This window comes from Sanguibacter sp. HDW7, from assembly GCF_011300875.1.
Classification (GTDB): domain Bacteria; phylum Actinomycetota; class Actinomycetes; order Actinomycetales; family Cellulomonadaceae; genus Flavimobilis.
Genome location: NZ_CP049862.1, coordinates 814,659 through 837,488, shown reverse-complemented (window position 1 = coordinate 837,488; position 22,830 = coordinate 814,659). Strand labels below are relative to the sequence as shown.

15 protein-coding genes and 1 riboswitch are annotated in these 22,830 nt (G+C 72.2%); of the genes, 4 read left to right on the top strand and 11 right to left on the bottom strand.

Annotation, left to right across the window (positions count from 1 at the left end; translation table 11 throughout):
* Positions 1–17: 17 nt before the first annotated feature.
* A complete protein-coding gene (locus tag G7063_RS03820) occupies positions 18–335 on the bottom strand; it encodes a WhiB family transcriptional regulator (RefSeq protein ID WP_166413209.1) in 318 nt (105 codons plus the stop codon).
* A gap of 276 nt (positions 336–611) precedes the next feature.
* On the opposite strand from G7063_RS03820, the gene G7063_RS03815 reads away from it, so the two are divergent.
* Complete coding sequence (locus tag G7063_RS03815) at positions 612–1,421, top strand: TIGR03089 family protein (RefSeq protein WP_166413208.1); 810 nt, start codon at positions 612–614, stop codon at positions 1,419–1,421.
* A gap of 82 nt (positions 1,422–1,503) precedes the next feature.
* Here the strand turns inward: G7063_RS03815 and G7063_RS03810 are convergent, their stop codons facing one another.
* From G7063_RS03810 to G7063_RS03800, 3 genes are all read right to left on the bottom strand, one after another.
* Positions 1,504–3,609, bottom strand: a complete 2,106-nt coding sequence (locus G7063_RS03810; protein WP_166413207.1) for a DUF6541 family protein — start codon at positions 3,607–3,609, stop codon at positions 1,504–1,506.
* Between the two features lie 25 nt (positions 3,610–3,634).
* A complete protein-coding gene (locus G7063_RS03805) occupies positions 3,635–4,936 on the bottom strand; it encodes a nucleotide sugar dehydrogenase (RefSeq protein ID WP_166413206.1) in 1,302 nt (433 codons plus the stop codon).
* Positions 4,937–5,023: 87 nt separating this feature from the next.
* The gene (locus G7063_RS03800) at positions 5,024–6,091 is read right to left on the bottom strand and encodes a glycosyltransferase (protein WP_166413205.1); all 1,068 of its coding nucleotides are present in this window, start codon (positions 6,089–6,091) and stop codon (positions 5,024–5,026) included.
* A gap of 39 nt (positions 6,092–6,130) precedes the next feature.
* On the opposite strand from G7063_RS03800, the gene G7063_RS03795 reads away from it, so the two are divergent.
* The 3 genes from G7063_RS03795 to rocD all read left to right on the top strand — a co-directional run bounded on the left by G7063_RS03795 (position 6,131) and on the right by rocD (position 9,556).
* Positions 6,131–7,108 (top strand): glycosyltransferase family 4 protein, encoded by a 978-nt coding sequence (locus G7063_RS03795; RefSeq protein ID WP_166413204.1) that lies wholly within the window; start codon positions 6,131–6,133, stop codon positions 7,106–7,108.
* A 20-nt stretch (positions 7,109–7,128) separates the two neighbouring features.
* A complete protein-coding gene (gene wecB / locus G7063_RS03790; RefSeq protein WP_166413203.1) occupies positions 7,129–8,235 on the top strand; it encodes a non-hydrolyzing UDP-N-acetylglucosamine 2-epimerase in 1,107 nt (368 codons plus the stop codon).
* A 136-nt stretch (positions 8,236–8,371) separates the two neighbouring features.
* Positions 8,372–9,556: an ornithine--oxo-acid transaminase gene (gene rocD, locus G7063_RS03785; protein ID WP_166413202.1), complete on the top strand. Its 1,185-nt coding sequence runs from the start codon at positions 8,372–8,374 to the stop codon at positions 9,554–9,556.
* Positions 9,557–9,566: 10 nt separating this feature from the next.
* Here the strand turns inward: rocD and G7063_RS03780 are convergent, their stop codons facing one another.
* The 7 genes from G7063_RS03780 to G7063_RS03750 all read right to left on the bottom strand — a co-directional run bounded on the left by G7063_RS03780 (position 9,567) and on the right by G7063_RS03750 (position 22,826).
* Positions 9,567–10,421 (bottom strand): exodeoxyribonuclease III, encoded by an 855-nt coding sequence (locus G7063_RS03780; RefSeq protein ID WP_166413201.1) that lies wholly within the window; start codon positions 10,419–10,421, stop codon positions 9,567–9,569.
* Between the two features lie 146 nt (positions 10,422–10,567).
* On the bottom strand, positions 10,568–17,803 hold the full coding sequence (locus tag G7063_RS03775; protein WP_166413200.1) for an ExeM/NucH family extracellular endonuclease: 7,236 nt from the start codon (positions 17,801–17,803) through the stop codon (positions 10,568–10,570).
* 609 nt (positions 17,804–18,412) lie between these two features.
* Entirely contained in the window at positions 18,413–19,294 is an 882-nt protein-coding gene (locus G7063_RS03770) for a bifunctional methylenetetrahydrofolate dehydrogenase/methenyltetrahydrofolate cyclohydrolase (protein WP_166413199.1), read from the bottom strand.
* Positions 19,295–19,353: 59 nt separating this feature from the next.
* On the bottom strand, positions 19,354–20,634 hold the full coding sequence (glyA, locus tag G7063_RS03765; RefSeq protein WP_166413198.1) for a serine hydroxymethyltransferase: 1,281 nt from the start codon (positions 20,632–20,634) through the stop codon (positions 19,354–19,356).
* An 86-nt stretch (positions 20,635–20,720) separates the two neighbouring features.
* A riboswitch (ZMP/ZTP riboswitch) is annotated at positions 20,721–20,812 on the bottom strand.
* 66 nt (positions 20,813–20,878) lie between these two features.
* The gene (locus G7063_RS03760) at positions 20,879–21,787 is read right to left on the bottom strand and encodes a hypothetical protein (protein ID WP_166413197.1); all 909 of its coding nucleotides are present in this window, start codon (positions 21,785–21,787) and stop codon (positions 20,879–20,881) included.
* Between the two features lie 3 nt (positions 21,788–21,790).
* The gene (locus tag G7063_RS03755; RefSeq protein ID WP_166413196.1) at positions 21,791–22,165 is read right to left on the bottom strand and encodes a hypothetical protein; all 375 of its coding nucleotides are present in this window, start codon (positions 22,163–22,165) and stop codon (positions 21,791–21,793) included.
* Between the two features lie 292 nt (positions 22,166–22,457).
* Positions 22,458–22,826 carry a hypothetical protein gene (locus tag G7063_RS03750; protein WP_166413195.1) on the bottom strand — a complete coding sequence of 123 codons (369 nt, stop codon included), beginning with the start codon at positions 22,824–22,826 and terminating at the stop codon, positions 22,458–22,460.
* Positions 22,827–22,830: the final 4 nt, after the last annotated feature.

The following is a 22,830-nucleotide window of genomic DNA, read 5'->3' as shown; positions in this document are numbered from 1 at the left end:
GGAGGACCGCCGGTGTGTCAGACCGCCGCTCGCTTGAGCTTGCGACGCTCGCGCTCGGAGAGCCCGCCCCAGATGCCGAAGCGCTCGTCGTTCGCGAGGGCGTACTCGAGGCACTCCGCGCGGACCTCGCAGCCCGTGCAGACGCGCTTGGCCTCGCGCGTCGAGCCGCCCTTCTCGGGGAAGAACGCCTCGGGGTCGGTCTGTGCGCACAGCGCGCGGTCCTGCCAGGCGAGGACGGTCTCGTCCGAGTCGATGCCGAGCGTGAGGATGTCAGCCCCCACGGGACGGCTCGCGTCGGACGGGAACGGGCCGTCCGTCTCGAGCAGGTTCCACATGGTGCTCCCCCTTCAGTCGCTGCGCATGTTGCCGGACCTGCGCCCCGGCAAGATCCCGGGCGTCGTTGCCCGTCACCTACGCCGTGGTCGACGCCCGCACGGTGCCTGGCGAAGATCCGTTACCTAAATTACATGCGTGTCATGCGGGTTCGTCAAGCCGCGGTGTGCTATCCGGTGGGTGAGGAACCTCCCACGGCCCCGTCAGCACCCGCCACGGGAGTCGCACGGAGGTCACGGACGGTCACGACGCAGGCAAAGGCTCGGTAGGCTCTCCCCATGACGTCCTCTCCCGTCGCGGCGATCCTCGCGACCCTCACCCAGGATCCCGGCAGACCCCGCCTCACCTGGTACGGCCCCGACGACGAGAGGATCGAGCTCTCGGGCGCCGTCCTCGCCAACTGGGTGACGAAGACGTCGAACCTCCTCGTCGAGGAGCTCGACGCGGCGCCCGGCACCGTCGTCGCGCTCGACCTCCCCGCCCACTGGCGCACGCTCGTGTGGGCGCTCGCCGTGTGGCGCACGGGCGCGACGCTCTCGCTCGTCTCCCCCAAGGACGACGAGGTCGAGGCCGACGTCGCGATCACGCACCGCCCCGAGGCGTGGGCCGGCTACGACGTCCCGCTCGTCGCAGTCGCCCTGCCCGCCCTCGCCCGCGCCTTCGACGACACGCTCCCCACGGGCGCGATCGATGCCGCAGGCGCCGTCATGACGTACGGCGACGTCCTCGGCCCCGTCGTCGACCCCGTGCCGGACTCCCTCGCGATCATCACGGGCGCCTTTCGCGGCGCGGTGACCGTCTCGTACAACGACCTCGTCGACTGGGCCGAGTCCGCTCGCGTCGCACCCCAGGGCGACCGCATCCTCCTCACGTCCGACGCCGACTGCGTGACGTGCGCGGACGAGCCGACGACGCACCACGCCGACCACCTCGGCCGCCGCGGCAAGCTCCTGCAGACGCTCCGCTCCTCGCTCAACGCGTGGTCGACGGGCGGCTCCGTCGTCCTGCTCGATCCCACCCAGACGCAGCGGATCGCGACGCGCGAGGCCCGTGCGCACCTCGTCGAGATCGAGCGCATCGGGCGCTGAGCGCCGCCGCCGCACAGCAGCGAGCCCCGACCACGTCCGCGTGGTCGGGGCTCGCCCGCGTCCTGGGGCCCACATCTCACGGTCAGTCCTGGCAGGCCGTGATCCGGTAGACCGTCGCGGTCCCCTCCGCATCGACGACCTCGACACCCTCCGTGGGCGCCCGGTGCAGGCCCGGTGCTCCCGCGTCGACCTTGGCGCCGTCCGCCGCGGTCGCCGTGTCGACGTAGAGGTGCGTGATCCCCGTGCGGCGCACGGCGTCGCACACGTCCGGGTTCGTCATGAGGTCGGAGAACGACGCACGCAGGAGCCGCTGGTCCGCCGTGAGGTTGGACACCGACAGCTGCGGCAGGAAGACCCGGCGGTCGGCGACCGCCCAGACCAGTGCGGCTCCGTTCGCCGGGTCGCCGATGACGAGAGCGTCGGACGGCAGCACCCTGTCGAGGCGGTCGAGCAGCACGACCTCCTCGGGCGAGAGCATGTGACCCCAGCGCGTCGCCCCGGCCTCGTACGCCTCGCTGAAGCGCTTCGCGGTCGCGGTACCCGCCCACGGCACCGACACCACCAGCGCGAGCAGCGCGACGCCGGTCGCGGCACGCGACGGCGTCGAGAGCACGACGGCGCCACGCGGACGCGTCCCGCCGCGGACGTCAGCCCGCTGCGCCCATCGGCGCGCGACGACCCCCCCGATCGCGAGGCAGCCGAGCGCCGCGAGCGGCACGACGACGACCGGGAGGACAGCCTGGATGCGCGCCGCCTGCGAGTACCAGAGGCCCGTGAGCACGCGCAGCGGCGTCTGCGGTCCCGCCGCGAGCGCCGTGAGCACGAGGACGAGCGCCCACGCCCCGACGACCCACGTGAGGCCCTGGAGGTCACCGCGGCCGCGCTCGGCCCGTGCGGGCGAGCCCCCCGGGGTCATGGCCGGCACGGCCCCGATGCGCGACCGGAGGATGATGACGACCCCTGCGACCGTCGCGACGGCGACGACGACGTCGCCGAGGGGCCCGGAGAGCGGCTGGTCGAGGAGCGAGCCGAGGACCGTGCTCGGGTAGAAGGCCCTCGACTCCCGTGGGTAGGACAGCATGTTGCGGATCGTCGGGTTCGTGAGGACGACGACGAGCCCCGCGACGACGCCCAGGGAACCGAGGACGGCGCCGGTGACGACGCGCCCGCGCTGGCCCGCGTCCCACCGCCGTGAGGCCGCGTGCGTGAGCGACGCGAGGGCGAACGGGCCGAGGACGAGCCCGAGCGAGAACACGCCCGAGCCGTGCGCGAGCGCGACGCCGCCCGCCGCCGTGAGGACGACGAGGAGCGAGCTGACGAGCCGCGCCGGCGCCGTCGCCGCGACCCCGCCGTCGACACGCGCGCGGCTCGCGACCGCGAGCGCGACGGTGCCCGGTACGAGCGCGATCGCCGTCGCGAACGGCCACTGCGCGAGCGTCGAGAGAAGGACGGCCGGGAACGCGCCGAACGTGCCGACGAGCAGGAGCGCGAGCGGCGTGGTGGTCCACCAGCGCCACAGCAGCACACGCACGAGCGCCGCGAGGCCGAGCGGCCAGACGAGCCCGCCGAGCACGAAGGTCGACGCGTTGGCCGCGAGCGTCACCGAGCCGCCTGCGGGCAGGAGCGAGACCATCGCGTGCCACACGGCCGGGTAGTAGACGCGGTCGCCGATCGCGCCGTAGAGCGGGCGCATCGCGCCGCGGTTCGAGGCGAGGCCCGAGTCCTGGACGGCCCGCAGGCCGTTGAGGTGGAAGACGGCGTCCCACTGCTGGAGCACGGCGTCGGGACGTCCCATGCCGATCGCCATCGGCACGGCGAGGAGCACGACGGCGACCGCGAGCGTCGCGGCGACCCACGGCCAGCGGGCACCTCCGAGCTCGAAGCGCCTCGCCCACAGGCCCGCGGGCCGCAGCCCGCGTACGCGCTGCTCGTGGACGACACACCGGCCCAGGGCCCACGCAGCGACCGCCGAGGCGGCGAGCGCCGCACCGAGCGGCCCCCAGCCCCACGGCACGCCGAGCATGCCCGCCGCGAGCGCCGTGACGCCCACGAGCGCGACCGAGACCGGGGCGGCGCCACCGAGCGCGAGAAGCCCCCGGACGCCGGCGAGCCGCAGGAGCACCCACCCGGGCACGACGAGGAGCGCCATGAGCACTGTCGCCGGGGCGACGACGGCCGCCCAGCTCATGCGCGTCGGGCGTGCGGGTCGGCTGTCATGACGGCGATCCCTGCCCGACGACGACGCGCGGCGTCCCCGCCCACAGCGCGGCGTCGGTCACCCGGCGCCCGTCGACGAGGAGGCGGACGCCGGGCACGTCGGCAGGCGTGAGCGTGCGGTAGTCGGCGTGGTCCGTCTGGACGACCGCGAGGTCCGCGGCCTCACCGAGGTGGTGCGCTGCGAGACCGAGCGCCGCGAGCTCGTCGTCGGCGTAGAGCGGGTCGTGGACCGTCACCGTCGCACCGCGCGACGCGAGCGCGGCGACCGTCGCGAAGACGCCCGAGAACGCCGTCTCCTTGACACCGCCGCGGTAGGCGGCGCCGAGGACGACGACGCGCAGGCCGTCGAGGCTGCCGAGGAGGTCCGCGGCGCGCGCCACGGTGCGCTCGGGCATCGCGGCGTTGACCGCGCGTGCCTCGCGCACGACCGACGCGTCCGGGTCGACCGAGAGGTACAGGCGCGGGTAGACGGGGATGCAGTGCCCGCCGACGGCGATGCCCGGGCGGTGGATATGCGAGAACGGCTGGGAGTTGCAGGCGTCGATGACCGCGTAGATGTCGATGCCCGCCTTCTCGGCGAACGCGCCGAACTGGTTGGCGAGTCCGATGTTGACGTCGCGGTACGTCGTCTCGGCGAGCTTGGCCATCTCGGAGGCCTCGGCCGAGCCGAGGTCCCACACGCCGTTGGGGCGCGGCAGGTCGGGGCGCTCGTCGAACGTGAGGACGGCCTCGTAGAACGCCGTCGCGCGCGCGGCACCTTCCGCCGAGAGACCGCCGACGAGCTTGGGGTACTTGCGCAGGTCGGCGAAGACCCGCCCCGTGAGGACGCGCTCGGGCGAGAAGACGAGGTGGAAGTCCTCACCCTCCGTGAGCCCCGAACCGGCCTCGAGCATGGGCTTCCAGCGGCCGCGCGTCGTGCCCACAGGGAGCGTCGTCTCGTAGGAGACGAGCGTGCCGGGCGTGAGGTGCTTCGCAAGCTCGGCCGTCGCGGCGTCCATCCAGCCGAAGTCCGGCTGCGCGGTCGTCTCGTCGACGAAGAGCGGGACGACGAGGACGACCGCCTCGGCGCCCGGGACGGCGTCCGCGTAGTCGGTCGTCGCGCGCAGGCGCCCCGCCGGCACGAGCTCGGCCAGCCGCTCGGCGAGCTCGGCCTCCCCCGGGAAAGGCTCGCGCCCCGCGTTGACCGCCTCGACGGTCCGCGGGTTGACGTCGACGCCGACGACGTCGTGCCCCATGCTCGCGAACTGCACCGCGAGCGGGAGTCCGATCTTGCCGAGGGCGATGACAGCGATGCGCATGGGGGTCCTTAGGACGAGGTCGAGAGGGGCGGGCGGCGCGCGGCCGCCCGCCGTCCAGCATATCGACGGGCGCTGGTCCTGGCTGCGTCAGCGCACGAGCACCGACGCGGCCATGAGCCGCAGCGGGGCCTCGCGCGCGAGGACGCGACGCAGGTCGCGCGGGACGAGCGTCGTGGGCGTGCCGTGGCGGCGGCGCCGGTCCGAGAGCTCGACGAGCCGTGCCGACGCAGCACCCGCGCCGATCGCGTCGAGCAGGTCACGCTCGGCGCGCGAGAGGACGTCGAGCACGCCCGGGGCGAGCGCGACGACAGCGTCCGCGCCGGCCGCGAGCGCGGCGCGGTCGTCGTCGTCGAGCCCCGTCGTCCGACGGTTGTGGACCGCCGCGAGCACGTGGATCCGTACGAGCTTCGCGGCGACGGCGAGGCGCACGCGTGTGTCTGCGCCGCGCAGCTCAGGCCGGGCGAGCAGGTCGTCGACGGGCGCGAGGTCGGCCGCGACGGGCCGCACGGTGAGCGTCACGCGCTCGGCCGCGTCGGCCCCGATGACGTAGGCCGGCCCGCGGCGGTCGAACGCGACGCCGCGCGCGCCGGCCCACAGGAGCGTCGAGGGCGCGAGGTCCTCGCCCGACGGCAGGCCCGGCGTCATGCGCAGCCCGAGGCGGTCGAGCGCAGCCCGCGACAGCAGCCCGAGCGGCGCGGTGCGGTACGCGAGACGGTCGCGCACGATGTCGAGGTCCCGCGTCCGCCACGGCCGCGCGGGAGGCGTCGGCACGACGGCCCCGGAGGCGTGCCGCAGCCGCGGCAGGACCGCCTCGGAACCCGTGCGGGCCGCGAGCGCGAGCCACGCGTCGATGGCACCGACCTCGAGCGCGTCGTCCGATCCCATGACGGACACCCAGGGCGCGGTCGCGGCGTCGAGGCCCGCGTTGAACGGCCCCGCGGGGCTCGGGACGCCGTCGACGTGCGGCAGCAGCCGCACGCGTGCGTCGTCGGCGAGCGGACCGAGCCGCTCCGCGATGCCCTCCGGGGGCGTCCCGTGGCACACGACGGTGACGCGCACGTCGACCTCCGTGAGCAGGACGGAGAGGACGGCCCGCTCCACGCGCCGCTCGGGCGTGTGCACCGCCACGACGACGTCGACCTCGGGCTCGCTCACGCACCCAGGGTAGGACGCCGCGCGGGCTAGTCTCGTGACGTGCCCACCAGCCCCGCCACGTCCGGTCCGCGCGCGCTCCACGTCAACGACGTCGCGGGCGTCGCGACGACGCTCGTGACGACGGCCCGCGCACGCGGGCTCGCGTGGAACCTGCGACGCATCCCCGCGGGGCGCGGGGCGCCGGCGCCCGTCGTCGCGGCGCGCCGCGCGCTCGACCTCGTCCGGGCCGTCCGCCCGCTCGCGCGCACCGACGTCGCCCACCTCCACTACGGCGTCACCGGCTACTACGGCTGGGTGACCAGGCGACCCGTCGTCCTCCACCTCCACGGCACCGACGTGCGGGTCGACGCGCGCTCGCGCTGGCTCGGGCCCGTCGTGCGCGCGGCGGTCCGGCGCGCCGACCTCGTCCTCGTCGCGACGCCCGACCTCCTCGACCTCGCGCGTGAGCTGCGCGACGACGCCGTCTACCTGCCCAACCCCGTGCCCGACGCGCTCTTCGCCCCCGCTGCGGGGACGCCCGATCCCGCGGGGGCGCACCGCGGCACGCGCGTCGTGCTCAACATGCGCTGGGACGACGCCAAGGGTGGGATGTCGCTCGTCGCGGCTGCGCGCACGCTCGCGGCCGACGGCCTCGACGTCGTCGGCCTCGACTGGGGCGCGTACGCGACCGACGCTCGCGCGGCGGGGGTTCGGCTCGTCCCGCTGCAGGACGCGGCCGGGTTCCGTGCCCTGCTCGCGGGGGCCGACCTCGTCGTCGGGCAGCAGCGCGCGGGAGCGCTCGGCATCTCCGACCTCGAGGCCCTGGCGCTCGGGCGACCGCTCGTCGCGCACGTGCGCGGGGACGAGCCCGTCGTGCGTTCGGACGAGGGGTCGCTCGTCGACGTCGTCCGCGCGACGCTCGCCGCGGGACCCGACGACTCCCCCGCGGCGCGTGCCGCGCGGACGGCGTGGGTGCGCGAACGCCACGGGGCCGACGGCGTGCTCGACCGCCTGCTCGCGCTCTACGCGACGCTCTGAACCGCCGGTAGGCTCGCCGCGTGAAGATCCTCTCCGTCGTCGGTGCCCGCCCGCAGTTCGTCAAGCTCGCCCCGGTCGCGCACGCCGCGGCAGCCGCGGGCGTCGACCACGCGATCGTCCACACGGGTCAGCACTACGACCCGATGCTCTCCGACGTCTTCTTCCGCGACCTCGGCATCCCGGCGCCGGACCGTCACCTCGGCGTCGGCTCGGGCGGGCACGGCGCCCAGACGGGGCAGATCCTCGCGGGCATGGACGACGCGATCGAGGCGCTCGCCCCCGACGTCGTCCTCGTCTACGGCGACACGAACTCGACGCTCGCAGGTGCCCTGTCCGCGGTGAAGCTCCACGTGCCCGTCGCGCACCTCGAGGCCGGCCTGCGGTCGTTCAACCGGGCGATGCCCGAGGAGATCAACCGCGTCCTCACCGACCACGCCGCCGACCTCTGCCTCGCACCGACCGAGGTCGCGGTGGCCCACCTGGCCGCCGAGGGCCTCGCTGCCTCGACCGTGCTCGTCGGCGACGTCATGACCGACGTCCTCCTCCAGGTGCGCGAGCGTGCGCTCGCCGACACGTCCGCGGTCGACGCCGTCCTCGCCGCGGCGGGGCTCGCCCGCGGGGAGTTCCTCGTCGCGACGCTCCACCGCGCCGAGAACACTGACGATCCCCTGCGCCTGCGCGCGATCGCCGCCGAGCTCATGGCGCTGCCCGTGCCCGTGCTGTTGCTCGCGCACCCGCGGCTCGTCGCACGCTCGGCCGAGGCCGGCGTCGAGTGGTCGGGCGCGGTGCACCTCCACGCGCCGCTCGCCTACCCCGAGCTCGTGGGTGCCGTCCTCGCCTCGCGCGGCGTCGTCACCGACTCGGGCGGCCTCCAGAAGGAGGCCTTCCTCCTCGGCGTGCCCTGCACGACGGTCCGCACCGAGACCGAGTGGGTCGAGACCGTCGAGCTCGGCTGGAACGTCCTCGTCGACCCGCGCGACCCGTCGGGCACGGGTGGCGGGACGTCGCTCGGCGAGGCCGCCTCGCGGCCCACGCCCGAGACCACGGACGCGACCCCGTACGGCGACGGTCACGCCGCCGGCCGCACGATCGAGGCGCTGCGGACGCTCGTGGGGCGCACGGCCTGACCCTCGGGTGCCCGCAGGCACCAGCGGGCAGCCCGGCCCATGCTCTGAGGATTCCCGGCCCGCCGCCGGAGGCGCCGCGCTACGCTCGGGTGACCGGGCGTCGGTCCACCGGCTCCCCTGGTCCGGGAGGTCGACGATGTCCGCGCTGGTCCACAACTACGAGTCCCTGAACGTCGTGCTCACCCGCGGCGAGGGCGCCTGGGTCCACGACACCTCGGGCCGCCGCTACCTCGACATGCTCGCCGGGTTCTCCGCCCTGAACTTCGGGCATCGTCACCCCGCGCTGCTCGCCGCCGCGCACACGCAGCTCGACCGGATCACTCTCACGTCACGCGCGTTCGAGCATCCGCTGCTCGAGCCGTTCGCCGAGGCGGTCACCGGCCTCACGGGCACGGAGCGCTACCTGCCGATGAACACGGGCGCCGAGGCCGTCGAGACCGCGATCAAGGCCGTGCGTCGCTGGGGCTACCTCGTGCGCGGCGTGCCGGACGGCGAGGCGACGATCATCGTCGCCTCCGGCAGCTTCCACGGCCGCACGACGACGATCACGTCGTTCTCGACCGATCCCGACGTCCACGACCACTTCGGGCCGTACACGCCCGGGTTCCGCGTCGTCCCGTACGACGACGTCGAGGCGGTGCGCGCCGCGATCGACGCGACGACCGTCGCCGTGCTCGTCGAGCCCGTCCAGGGCGAGGCGGGCGTCGTCGTCCCTTCCTCCGGCTACCTGCCGGCGCTGCGCGCGCTCTGCCACGTCACGGGCACGATGCTCGTGCTCGACGAGGTGCAGTCCGGCCTCGGCCGCACGGGCACGACGCTCGCCGCGCAGCTGAGCGACGTGCGTGCCGACCTCACCTGCCTCGGCAAGGCGCTCGGCGGCGGGATCCTGCCCGTGAGCGGCGTCGTCGGGCGGGCCGACGTGCTCGATCTCCTCACGCCCGGCACGCACGGGTCGACGTTCGGCGGCAACCCGCTCGCGTGCGCGGTCGGGCTGGCCGTCGTCGGGCTGCTCGAGCCCGGCGACCTCCAGGAACGTGCACGCACGCTCGGGGTGAGGCTGCACGACGGTCTCGACGAGCTGCGCCGCGCCGGGCTGCTCGACGCCGTGCGGGGCGTCGGGCTGTGGGCCGGCGTCGACGTGCCGGACGCCTGGGGCGTCACGGGCCGCGCAGTGTGCGAGGCGATGGCAGGGCGCGGCGTCCTCGCCAAGGAGACGCACGGGCGGACGCTGCGGCTCGCTCCGCCCCTCACCATCCACGCCGAGGACCTCGACCACGGGATCGCGGTCCTCGGCGAGTCGCTCGAGGCGCTCAGGCCGTAGCGGCCGGACCTCAGATGTCGTAGACCGCCGTGAGCGGGGCGTGGTCCGACCAGCGGGTGTCGTAGCTTGCCGCGCGCCCCACCTCGATCGACGTCGCGGCGTCTGCGAGCGCGGGCGTCGTCATGTGGTAGTCGATGCGCCAGCCCGAGTCGTTGTCGAAGGCCTGGCCGCGGTTGGACCACCACGTGTACGGGCCGGGCACGTCGCCCGCGAAGCGCCGGCCGAGGTCGACGAAGCCGAGCTCGCCGAACCACAGGTCGAGGTACGCGCGCTCCTCGGGGAGGAACCCGGCGCTCTTGAGGTTGCCCTTCCAGTTCTTGATGTCGTTGTTGGCGTGGGCGATGTTGATGTCACCCGCGACGACCGCGTAGCCGCCGGCCGCGGCGAGCTCGCGCATCCGCACCGTGACCTTCTCGAGGTGCGCGTACTTCTCGTCCATCTTCGGGGTGCCGGCCGTGCCCGAGTGGATGTACGTCGAGACGACCGTGAGCGTCCCGCCCGATGGCAGCTCGACGTCGGCCTCGACCCAGCGGCCCGTGTCGACGTCCGGCTCGAGCTCCGCCAGGCCGATGCGTGCGGCCGACAGCGGCAGCCGCGACGCGATCGCGACGCCCGCGCGTCCCTTGACGGTGCACGCCTGGTGGACGACGTGCCAGCCGTCGCCGATGAGGTCGTGCACGATGTCGTCGGGCGCCCGCACCTCCTGGATGAGCACGACGTCCGGGGCCTCCGTGGCGAGCCATGCGTCCATGCCCTTGCGGTAGGCGGCGCGGATGCCGTTGACGTTGACCGTCGTGACCTTGATCGACACGGGTTCTCCTGCGGGTGCGTACGGACGAGGCCGGGGTTGCCCGGCGTCCTCCATCCTCCCCCATGCCTCCGACATCCCGCACGGGCGTCGTGGCACGGCACAGCGTCGTGGCACAGCACCGCATCATGGCCAGCACCGCGTCGTGGCACAACACAGCGGGGCCGTGCGCTTCCGCGCACGGCCCCGCTGCAGGCGGAACGTCAGCGGATGACGCGGGTCACCTTGACGGTCTTGCTCTCCGTGTCCCACGTGCCCGAGTAGCTGACCGTGTAGACGTGCTTGCCGCGGCGCGGCTTCTCGAGCGTCACCTTCGTGGTGCCCTTGCGGAGCGTCACGACCTTGGTGCGGCCCTTGTCGACGCGCACCGAGACCTTGCCCGTCGGGGTGAAGCCCTTGGCGCTCACGCGCACGGTGATGCTCCGGCCGTCACGGGCGACCGAGACGGTGACCTTCGGCTTCGCCTTGACCACCTTGAGCGACGTGGCGCTCGACGTGCCCGCGAGGGTCGTCGACGTCCCGCCGTAGCGTGCCGTGAGGCGGTGGGTCCCGGTCTTCAGGGACTTCGGCAGCGTCACGGTCACCTTGCCCGTGCGTCCCGACACCTTGAGCGTGCCGAGAGCGATGCGCTTGTTGCCGTCGTAGATCCCGACGACGCCCTTGGGCGCCGCGGTCCTGCCCACGACGGTGACGGTGGCCTTCGCCGCCGTGCCGTAGGCGACGCGCGACGGGGAGACCTTGATCGACACCGAGACCGCGGACTTCACCACAGGCCGTGCGGCGATCGTCACGACGCTCGTCGCCGAGGTCGATCCCAGGTAGGCCTTCGGGTCCGTCGGCACGAACCGCGCGGCGAGGCGGTGGACGCCCTTCGCGAGGCTCGACGTGCGGAGGGTCGCGGTGCCCGAGGCCACCGTGACGCGCCCGACGACCTTGCTGCCGTCGAGGAACTCGACGACGCCGGCCGCGGCCGGGGTCACCTTCGCCGTGAGCGTGAGCTCGCGACCCTCGACGCGGTCGCCCGTGACGGTGAGCGTCGTGCTGGTCCGCACGGGGTCGACGACGACCGGGGCCGTCACCGTGAGCGGGACCTCGACGACGGTGCCCGACGGCACGGCCGTGAGGCGGAGCACCGTCGCGGTGGCGGCTGCCGCCGGGACCGTGCCCGCGACCGTGGCGACGCCCTCGGTCACCGGGATCGTGCCGAGCGCGACGCCTGCCTGCGGGAGCGTGCCTCCGTGGAAGGTCGCCGTCATCGACGTGTTGCGCTTCGCGCCGAGGCTCGTGAGGTCGAGACCCGCGACGCCGAACGAGAGCGCCGTGCCGGCGACGACGGTTGCGGGGTTGCCCGTGACCTCGACGGCACGCTCCGCGAACGACGGCTCGAGGCCCTGGTTCGCGGTGAGGTAGGCCATCCACGCGTCGCGGTCGATGAGACCGGAGTCGACGGTGCTCGTGCCCTCGGTGAAGACCCGGAAGTTGTCACCGCCGGTCGCGAGGAACGAGAACGTGCCGACGCGGAAGGTGTCCGCCGCCACAACGCTCTTGCCGTTCACCGTGATGGACGTGATGCGGTCGCCGAGCGCCCGCGTGGAGTCGTAGGTGTACGACACGTTGTCGGACAGGCCGAGCTGCAGGTAGGACCTCGACGGGATCGTGCCGTCCGCGTTGGTCTGCCACTGCTGCTCGAGCATCGTCTTGAGCTGCGCACCCGTGAGCGTCGTCGACCAGAGGTTGTTGACGAACGGGAGCACCGCGTTGGCCTCCGCGAAGGTGACGATGCCGTCGGTCGCCTCGTCGCCGCTCTTCGCGAAGAGGAGGTCGGACCGCAAGCCGCCCGGGTTGACGACGCCGATGTCGGCGCCGGCCTGGACGCCCGCGAGGGTGTCGCGCAGCGCGTTGGCCACGAGGTTGCCGAGGGTGGACTCAGCGCCGCGGTTGTCACGACCGTCCGTGACCTTCGGTCCCGGGCCGACGAAGCCGTCCGGGCCGTAGCTGCCGCCCGAGTAGGCGGTCGTGATGTCCGCCTTCACCGTGCCGACCTGCTGCTTGCCGACCTCGTTCGCCGCCGCGAGGGCGTCGTCGACGATCTGCTTGACGTTCGCGACCCGCGGGTAGGCGGAGACGAGCGAGGCGTCCGACGCCGAGGTGCGCGCGACGTTCTCGACGGTCGCCGAGACGACCGCGTTCGTCGCCGTGTCGACGTTGAGGACGACCTTGCCGATGTTCTCGCCATAGCTGCCGGTCTGCACGACGGGGCGCGTGCCGCCGCCCGTCACCGGTGCGAGCCACGCGTACTTCTTGTGGGTGTGGCCCGTGAAGATGACATCGACCAGGGGCGACGTCTCGGTGATGATCTCGGCGAACGCGCCGCCCTTGGCCAGCTCGGCCTCGAGCGTCGTGCTCTCCGTGTCGCCGGCGGACGCGCCCTCGTGGAACTCGGCGACGAGGACGTCGGCCTCGCCGTTCGACTCGTCACCGTCCGAGAGCTGGGCCGCGACGCGGTTGACGGCCTCGACGGGGTCACCGAAGTCGAGGCTCGCGATGCCGGCCGGGGTGACCAGCGTCGGGGTCTCCTGGGTGACGACGCCGATGACGCCGACCTTGAGGCCGTCCTTCTCGACGATCTTGAACTCCGGCAGCGCCGGGTTCGTCGTGCCCTTGGCGTAGACGTTCGCGCCGAGGTAGGCGAAGTCCGCCTCGGTGTCCACGCGACCGGTGAGATCCGCGAAGCCCTGGTCGAACTCGTGGTTGCCGACCGCCGAGGCCTCGAGCCCGAGCGCGTTGAGCACCTCGAGCGTCGGGGTGTCCTTCGCAAAAGCCGACGCGAAGAGCGACGCGCCGATGTTGTCACCGGCCGAGAGGAAGAGCGTCGAGCCCTCCCCGCCAGCCTTGCGCAGCTGCTCGACCGTCCCCGCGAACTTCACCGTGTTGGCGTCGATCCGCCCGTGGAAGTCGTTGATGTTGAGCAGCGTGAGGTTCTTCTGCCCCGTCGGCACGGCGACCGCCGCGTCGAGGTGCAGGGTGACGACGGTGCCCGAGCCCGCGACCGCGAGCCGGACCTGCGTCGCGCGTGCCGCCGAGGCCGGGACGGTCCCGGTCACCGTGGCCGCACCGTCGGTCACCGTCGCGGTGCCGAGAGCGATGCCCGTGGCCGGCAGGTTGCCGCCGTGGAGCGTCGCCGTGATCGACGTGTTGCGCTTGGCACCGAGGCTCGTGAGGTCGAGGCCCTTGACCCCGATCGACACGGCGTCGCCCACCGAGAGCGTCGTCGGTGCACCCGTGATCTCGACCGCAGCCTCCGCGAAGGACGGGGCGAGCTTCGGGTGGGCCGTGAGGTACGCGATCCACGCGTCGCGGTCGATGAGACCGGAGTCGACGGTGCTCGTGCCCTCGGTGAAGACCCGGAAGTTGTCACCGCCGGTCGCGAGGAACGAGAACGTGCCGACGCGGAAGGTGTCCGCCGCCACGACGCTCTTGCCGTTCACCGTGATGGAGGTGATGCGGTCGCCGAGCGCCCGCGTGGAGTCGTAGGTGTACGACACGTTGTCGGACAGGCCGAGCTGCAGGTAGGACCGCGACGGGATCGTGCCGTCGGGGTTGGTCTGCCACTGCTGCTCGAGCATGACCTTGAGCTGCGCGCCCGTGAGCGTCGTCGACCAGAGGTTGTTGACGAACGGGAGCACCGCGTTGGCCTCGGCGTACGTGACGATGCCGTCCGCGGTCTCCTCGCCGCTCCTGGCGTAGAGGAGCTCGCCGCGCAGGCCGCCCGGGTTGACGACGCCGATGTCAGCGCCGGCCTGGACACCCTTGAGGGTGTCGCGCAGCGCGTTGGCCACGAGGCGACCCATGGTCGACTCGGCGCCGCGGTTGTCGCGACCGACGGTCGTGCCCGGCGTCGAGCTGACGTAGCCGTCGGGGCCGTAGGTACCGCCCGTGAACGCGGTGGTGATGTCCGCCGTCACCGAACCGACCTGCTGCTTGCCGATCTCGTTCGCGTCGGCGAGCGCCTTGTCGACGATCGTCTTGACGGCCGCCACGCGCGGGAACTCCGCGACGAGGTCGGTGTCCGCGGTCGTCGTGCGGGCGACGTTGCGGGCGGACGCGTCGGTGACGTCGCCCGACGCGCGGTCGACGGTGATCTCGACGACACCGACGTTCTCGCCGTAGTTGCCCGTCTGGACGATGGGACGCGTGCCGCCGCCCGTCACTGGTGCGAGCCACGCGTACTTCTTGTGGGTGTGGCCCGTGAAGATGACGTCGACCAGCGGCGACGTCTCCTCGACGATCTTCGTGAACGCGCCACTCTTGGCCAGCTCGGTCTCGAGCGTCGTGCTCTCCGAGTCGCCCGCCGAGGCACCCTCGTGGAACTCGGCGACGAGGACGTCGGCCTCGCCGTTCGCCTCGTCGCCGTCCGAGAGCTGGACCGCAACACGGTTGACCGCGTCGACGGGGTCACCGAAGTCGAGATCCTTGATGCCCGCCGGGGTGACGAGCGTCGGGGTCTCCTGCGTGACGACGCCGATGACTCCGACCTTGAGGCCGTCCTTCTCGACGATCTTGAACTCCGGCAGCGCCGGGTTCGTCGTGCCCTTGGCGTAGACGTTCGCGCCGAGGTAGGTGAAGTCCGCCTCGGTGTCCACGCGACCGGTGAGGTCCGCGAAGCCCTGGTCGAACTCGTGGTTGCCGACCGCCGAGGCCTCGAGCCCGAGCGCGTCGAGGACCTCGAGCGTCGGGGTGTCCTTGGCGAAAGCCGACGCGAAGAGCGACGCGCCGATGTTGTCACCGGCCGAGAGGAAGAGCGTCGAGCCCTCCCCGCCGGCCTTGCGCAGCTGCTCGATCGTGCCCGCGAACTTCACCGTGTTGGCGTCGATCCGCCCGTGGAAGTCGTTGATGTTGACGAACGTGAGCTTCGACGTCGCCGAGACGGTGTTCGCGCGGAACGCCGCGATGACGGGGTCGTGGTCCGACGAGCGGAACGGGGTCTCGTCGTAGAACAGCGTGCCGTGGCTGTTGTAGCGCGAGTACTCGAGCGCGATCGCCTCGGGCGCGTTGATGTTCCAGATGTCCGCGCCGGTCGTGCGCGCAAGCATCGAGTCGTTGAGCAGCACGTGGTCGAGAGAGCCCGACAGGCCCGAGAACGAGTACGAGTGCTCGGTCGCCGGGTTCTTCGTCTGCGAGTCCGTGTAGCCCGCGTCGCGGAGGACCTTCATGGGGTCCTCCTGCGCGTAGGAGTTGAAGTCTCCGAGCAGCGCGACGTCCGCGACCTGGTGGCCGTCGGTCGCGAGGTCCGCGAGGACCGTCGGCACCCAGTCCTTGAGCGCCGTGGCCTGAGCGACGCGCGACGCGTTCGACGCGCCCTGCCCGTCACCCGTGTCGGCGTCGCCCGTCAGCGGTCCCGCCGAGCCCTTCGACTTGAGGTGGTTGACGACCGCGAGGAACGGCGCACCGCCGGCGGCGGGCGCGAACGCCTGGCCGATCGGCTCACGCGCGTTGACGAACGGCTCGCCCGAGCCGGACAGGTCGCCCAGCGCGACGGACGCGCCGACCGGCGTGACCTTCGCCTTCTGGAAGATGATCGCGTTCGTGATGACGTCCTGCTCCGCGACGGGAGGCAGGTCGGCCGACGACCGCACGTAGTCCCAGCGCTCCGAGCCGGCCAACGCGTTGAGGGCCGCGACGAGCGTCACGACGGCCTCGTCGGCGTTCTCACCGAGCTTCGCGGAGTTCTCGATCTCCATGAGGCCGACGACGCTCGCGTCGAGCGCGTCGATCGCCGCGACGATCTTCGCCTGCTGGCGGGCGAGGCTCGCGCCGTCCCACGCACCGCGCGGCCCGTCTCCGGTGCACTCACGGACCGTGATGCCGGTGCCGGCCCGGTCCTCGTAGGACGTGCAGCCGGGGACGTCCGCGCCGAGCGTCGTGAAGTAGTTGAGGACGTTGAACGACGCGATCGTCAGGTCGCCTGCGCCGAGCGCGGTGGCCGACGGGGCGTCGGTCCGCGTGTTCTCGAAAGTCGCGGACTCCTGGCCCGGCGTCACCTGTGACGTCGGGTTGAGCTTCCACGTGTTGTTGCGGTAGTCGACGACGAGCGGGGCGTCGAAAGTCACCTTCGCTCCCACGCGCACGGGCTTCGAGAGCGAGACGTACGGCGGGGTCTGCGACTGGTTCGCGGACGACGTGAAGTTCGTCGAGGCGCCGTCGTCGAGGACGACGCCGCGCGCGGCGTTGTCCGCCGCGACGTCAGCGGCCTCGGGGGTGCCGGGGCGGGCGACGTCGGTCGGCTGGAGCAGCGGCGTCGTGCCGACCGCGAGGCCGACCTCGCCGTACTGGCCCGTCGAGTACGTGTTCGTCACCGTCATGTCGCCCTGCGGGGCGATGAGCATGGACTCGACCGCCTCACGGTCGGTGTCCTTCTCGGGCCACTCGATCGCTAGCGGCACCGCGGCACCCGTGCCCGCGGCGTCGGCCGCGACGACGAGGCCGGGGCCCGTGATCTGCGTGAGGCCGTTGAACTCGGCCGGGGTGCCCGTCACGGTGACGTGGTCGCCGATCGCGTGACCGCCCGCGCCGTTGCCGGAGCCGAGGTAGACGAAGATCGCGTCCGACGCGCCCGGGGTCGTGTCGGCTCCCGGGGTCTGGACGACGATGCCGTTGAAGCCGCCGGTCGCGTAGGCCGCCGTGACGACGCCCGTCGTCCGCACGAGCTTGCCCGCGAGCGGCGTCGCGTCGCCCGTGCCCTGGATCTCGGCGATCGTCCGCTCGAGCGGGTCGTCGCCCGGGTCGGGGTCGGGGTCGGTGCCTGGGGTCGTCTGGCCCGCCGCGTTCGTCGGGGTGGGGGCGCCCGCGGTGAAGTCCGCGGCGTTGTTCGCCGTGTTGACGCCGTTCGTGCGGCTGATCGAGGTGGAGGCCGAGGGCGCCGGCGCGGGGGCTCCGGCGGAGCCCGCTCCGGTCGCGACGAGGTCGACGACGGCGGGGTCGGCGGCGCACGTGGCACCGCACGTGAGCGGGGTCGTCGAGGAGACGAGGGCGACCTTGAAGCCGGTGCCGCTCATCGGGATGCTGCCGTTGACGTCGACGGCCGGAAGGTCGACGGAGCCACCGGCTCCAGCGGCCTGTCCGACGAGGAAATAGCCCTTCGCGGGTATCGACCCGGTGAGCGCCGTCACCTGCCACGACGCCCCGGCCGCGCTCGCGTACTGGACGGAGTACCCGTCGAGCGCGATCGGCGCGGTGCCGGGGTTGTACAGCTCGACGAAGTCGCGGCGCAAGGTCGCGCCCCCGTTACCGCCACCTCCGTACGCCTCGTTGATGACGACGGGCGCCCCGGGCGAGACCGCGGCTGTGGCCGCTCCCGCCGTCACGAGACCGATGGTCCCGATCATCGAGGCGCTGGCGAGCGTCGCGACGACGCCTGCCCGCACCGGGTGCTTGCGCATGAAATCCCCAATCTCGCACGTGCGCCGTTGCACGTGCTGGTCGACGGTGGGGACAGGCTCAGCCCGTTCCACATCCGTCGCCACCGCTCCCGGCGCCCTGGACGCTCCCAGGGAACCGTCCCGAGGTGTCCGTGCCGGGGTGGTGCGGTGAACGCCACCGAGCGACCGCATGTCGGCTCGGCGGCGTCGTGGCAGGTCAGGGGTGGTCGTCTACGGGGGCGCCGCGGGAGCGTTCCGAGGCGCGATCGGGTGCCCGCCGCGTGGGGTGAGTCTCGGGGTGAGCGGTCGCGTCTTCCCGCCATGCGGCCGACGATCTCGCGCCCTGGGACGACGTGCGTCGACTCAGTGCGGTGCCGGCACGGCGCACACCGATCGGATCCGTGACGCCGACGCGGAAGCGGAAGCGGACGCGGACGCGGACGCGGACGCGGAAGCGGAAGCGGAAGCCCTCGATAGCCGATCCGGACAGCTCACACGTACCGATCCGCTATCGAGCAACGCCTCACATGTTCCGATAGCCGATCGAGCCACTACACGCGCACGGATCGGCTATCGGAACACTGCGGTCGAGGGGCGCTCAGTCTGGGGGGCGCTCAGTCTGAGAGGGGCTCAGACTGCGAGGCGCTCCGCAGTGTCGACGACGTTCGCGAGCAGCATGGCGCGCGTCATGGGGCCGACCCCGCCGGGGTTCGGCGAGATCCACGACGCGACCTCGGCGACGTCGGGGTGGACGTCGCCCAGCAGGCGGGCCTTGCCGGTCTCGGGGTCCTCGACGCGGCTCACGCCGACGTCGAGCACGATGACGCCCGGCTTGAGGTCCTCGGCACGCACGACGTGCGCGACGCCCGTCGCCGCGACGACGACGTCCGCGCGGCGCAGGTGCTCGGCGACGTCGACGGTGCCCGTGTGCGTGAGCGTCACGGTCGCGTTGACGTCCTTGCGGGTGAGCAGCAGGCCGATCGACCGGCCGACCGTCGTGCCGCGTCCGAGGACGACGACGTGCTTGCCCGCGAGGCTGATGCCGTGGCGGGCGACGAGCTCGAGGATGCCCGCGGGCGTGCACGGCAGCGGCGAGTCGATGGTCTCGCTCACGCGCAGCACGAGCCGCCCGAGGTTCGTCGGGTGGAGGCCGTCGGCGTCCTTGTCCGGGTCGATGAGCTCGAGCACCCGGTTGGTGTCGATGCCCTTGGGCAGCGGCAGCTGGACGATGTAGCCGGTGCACGCCGGGTCGGCGTTGAGGCGCCCGATCGCGGCCTCGACGTCGGCCTGGGTGGCGTCGGCCGGGAGGTCCTCACGGATCGAGGCGATGCCGACCTCGGCGCAGTCGCGGTGCTTGCCCGCGACGTATGCCTTCGAGCCTGGGTCCTCCCCCACGAGGACGGTGCCGAGGCCGGGCGTCACGCCGCGCACCCTGAGTGCGGCGACACGCTCGGCAAGCTCGGACTTCAGGGCGGCCGCGGTGGCCTTCCCGTCGAGGATCTGTGCGGTCATGGGTTCTCCTCCCACGCGCGACCGCCCGGCCGGGTGACCCGGCCGGGCGGTGCGGTGCGTCAGTACTGCTGCAGGTCCGGGTAGAGCGGGAAGTCGTCCGCGAGACGCTGCACGCGGGCGCGCAGCGCGTCGATGTCCGCGCCGCCCTTGAGGGCCGTCGCGATGATCTCGGCAACCTCGGTGAACTCGGTGTCACCGAAGCCGCGGGTCGCGAGCGCGGGCGTGCCGATGCGCAGGCCCGACGTGACGCGCGGGGGGCGCGGGTCGAACGGGACGGCGTTGCGGTTGACCGTGATGCCGGCCGCGTGGAGGAGGTCCTCTGCCTGCTGGCCGTCGAGGTCCGACTTGCGAAGGTCGACGAGCACGAGGTGCACGTCGGTGCCGCCCGTGAGGACGTCGGCGCCGGCCGCGCGGACGTCGGCCGCCGTGAGGCGGTCCGCGATGATGCGGGCCCCCGAGAGCACGCGCTCCTGACGCTCCTTGAAGCCCTCGGACGCGGCGATCTTGAACGACACGGCCTTGGCGGCGACGACGTGCATGAGCGGGCCACCCTGCTGGCCCGGGAACACGGCGGAGTCGATCTTCTTCGCGTACTCCTCGCGCGAGAGGATGAAGCCCGAGCGCGGGCCGCCGATCGTCTTGTGGACGGTCGAGGAGACGACGTCCGCGTACGGCACCGGGTTGGGGTGCAGGCCCGCGGCCACGAGGCCCGCGAAGTGCGCCATGTCGACCCAGAGCTTCGCGCCGACCTCGTCGGCGATCGAGCGGAACGCCTCGAAGTCGAGGTGACGCGGGTAGGCCGACCAGCCGCCGATGATGACGTCGGGACGCTCGGCGAGCGCCTGCTCACGGACCTTGTCCATGTCGAGGCGCATCGTCTCCGGGTCCACGCCGTACGCGGCGACCTCGTAGAGCTTGCCCGAGAAGTTGATCTTCATGCCGTGCGTGAGGTGGCCACCGTGCGCGAGCTCGAGGCCCATGATCTTGTCGCCCGGCTTGATGAGCGCGTGGAGGACGGCCGCGTTCGCGGTCGCGCCCGAGTGGGGCTGCACGTTCGCGTGCTCCGCGCCGTAGAGCGCCTTGGCGCGGGCGATCGCGAGGTCCTCCGCGATGTCGACCTGCTCGCAGCCGCCGTAGTAGCGGCGGCCCGGGTAGCCCTCGGCGTACTTGTTCGTGAGGACGGAGCCCTGCGCCTGCAGGACGGCGCGCGGGACGAAGTTCTCCGACGCGATCATCTCGAGGGTGCCGCGCTGACGCGCGAGCTCACCGTCGAGGACTGCGGCGATCTCCGGGTCGACCTCGGCAAGGCCCTGGTCGAGGACCGGCTCGTGCTGGCTCATGGGCGTGTCTCCTTCAGACGTGGTGGACGTGCAGTCAGGTGCATGTCTGTACGGGTGCCGGGCGGGCACGCGCACGACGGTGCGGTGACCGGGGCCCAGGCGAACGACCCGAAGTCGGAGAAGAAGATGTCGCTCCCCGGTGGTGACCCACCTGAATGCGCCAGTCGCGACCCGCACAGCCTAGCAAGATCGAGGACCACCGCGGGGTGTGGCGTGGAGCACGTCAGCGCGAGGCGGCTCACGTTCACCGCTTGGCGACGGGACCAATGCTCCAGTCCCGTGAGCGGGCGACGGGCGAGTCTCGAACCTCGGGACTGAACGGGCTCTTCGGTCTCGCGCACACATCTTCGGGGAACTCCCTCGTCAGGATGTCCGGGACATCAACCGAACGCACGGACTCAAGGATCAGCATCTCGAGCCGACCGAGACCCACTGATCCAAGCCCCACGACCGACCGGATAGGTCCGAGCTCCAGGTGCGTCAGGTCGCGCATGTCGCCCAACGCAGAGACATCGAGCTCCGTGCCGCCCGCAACGACGAGCGACCGCACCCCCCTGAGGCTCTCCAGCAGCGGCACGGAACGACGTCCACGCTGGTCGAGCATCACCACTGAGCTGAAGGACCCGGACTGCTCCTCGAACCAGGCCCACTCCGCCCCCACCAGGTGAACCTCTCGCAGCGAAGCGACCGGCATGAGCATCCGACGCCACGCGTCGCTCCCGTCGCCGGCGAAGGACCTGAGCTCGCGAGAAGCAATCTCGGCGTCCGGAGGCACGTCACCGTGCGCAGCGAGTCCCTGGAGCCGAGGGAAGGACGCCACGAAGCGGTTGGCTTCGGGATTGAGACCGCTGGTGACGAGTGCCGTGACAAACCCGGCGACCGGCTCGAGGAAATCGACGTTGCCGCCGGGAGGGTCTACCACCACAAGCCTGCTCGCCGCCCGCGTCAGGCGTATCAAGAGCTCCGGCTCGAGCGTGCAGCGCCTGATGTACGCCCCACCCTCATCGATGTCGAGGTCGCCCTCGTAGTAGAGCCTGCTGCCGGCAATCTCGGCCAACGCCGTCTCCCACGCCTCCATGCCCATCATGCACTCCTTCCACCGCGGGGCACGCCTAGGCCCGAGGGGGCTCAAGGCCGCGGCGTCGACGCCCATTCACTAGTCTCGAAGTGCCTTCTGCTGCTCATGGATCGACCCGCCGTCAAACAGCTCACCGATCTGATCAGGAGAGCCGCCGTAAAAGAAGCGCCATCGGCCTTCGTCGCTCTCAGCGGGTCGCCTGAGCGCGAACTCACCCACCCGAAGGGCCACGCTCGCGACAGAAGGAGATACGTCGAAGAAGTGATCGCTATGCGCCGCCACGAAGATCTCTTCCGGCATGTCGTCGACGTCCGAGAGCAGCGCCCAATGGTCGATCGCAATCCTCACGACCGCAACAACCTGCGCCTGCTGGTCGAAGACCCGTCGATCGCCCATCACAGGCTCTCCGGGCGGGATCACCCGCCGCCGGCGTCCCCGCATGCCTGACAGCATCACATCCTTGGCCCCTTCATCCGCACACCTCACGGGCCAACCTTCGGCCGCCCCTGGGCCTTGGTGGACCTTCTGAGCTTCCTTCACAGGCTACCGACCACTGCCGACAGCATGAAGTCGTAGCGCACGGTGTCGGTGCACGCGTGCAAACCTGCAGCACACACGGCCCACGCCGCGAAGAGTGCGGTCCCGGCGATCGGAAGCGCTACGCCTGCCACCGTCTACGCGAGATCCCACCAACACTTCCCGAGGAAGCAGCCTCTCGCCTGTGCCGCGTCCCTCGCCGAATACATCAGCTCGACCAGTCAGCCAGCACCCTCTGGGCCACGTCGTCTGACTCGATCAACAACGCCTTCCGTCGACGCAACCAGTCGAACGCAGATTCCAGATCCGCCATCTTCAGCCGACGCACCCGCCCGCGTCGGGTGACGACCGAAAGCTCAACGTCGTCGCCGACGCGCCGTAGCGAGAAGAATCTCCTGTGCGTCAACAGCCCACAGATCAACCGAGGTCCCGGCGCGTTCACCAGCCTGCTCTGAGCGCGGTCGATCGGATCCAGCTCAGCCGTGAGCCGGGCTTCGTACCACCCAACACGCGCATCACCCTCATCCGTCCAGACGGACGCCCAGTGGAGCTGAAACGCCAAGACGGTCAACACCACCGCA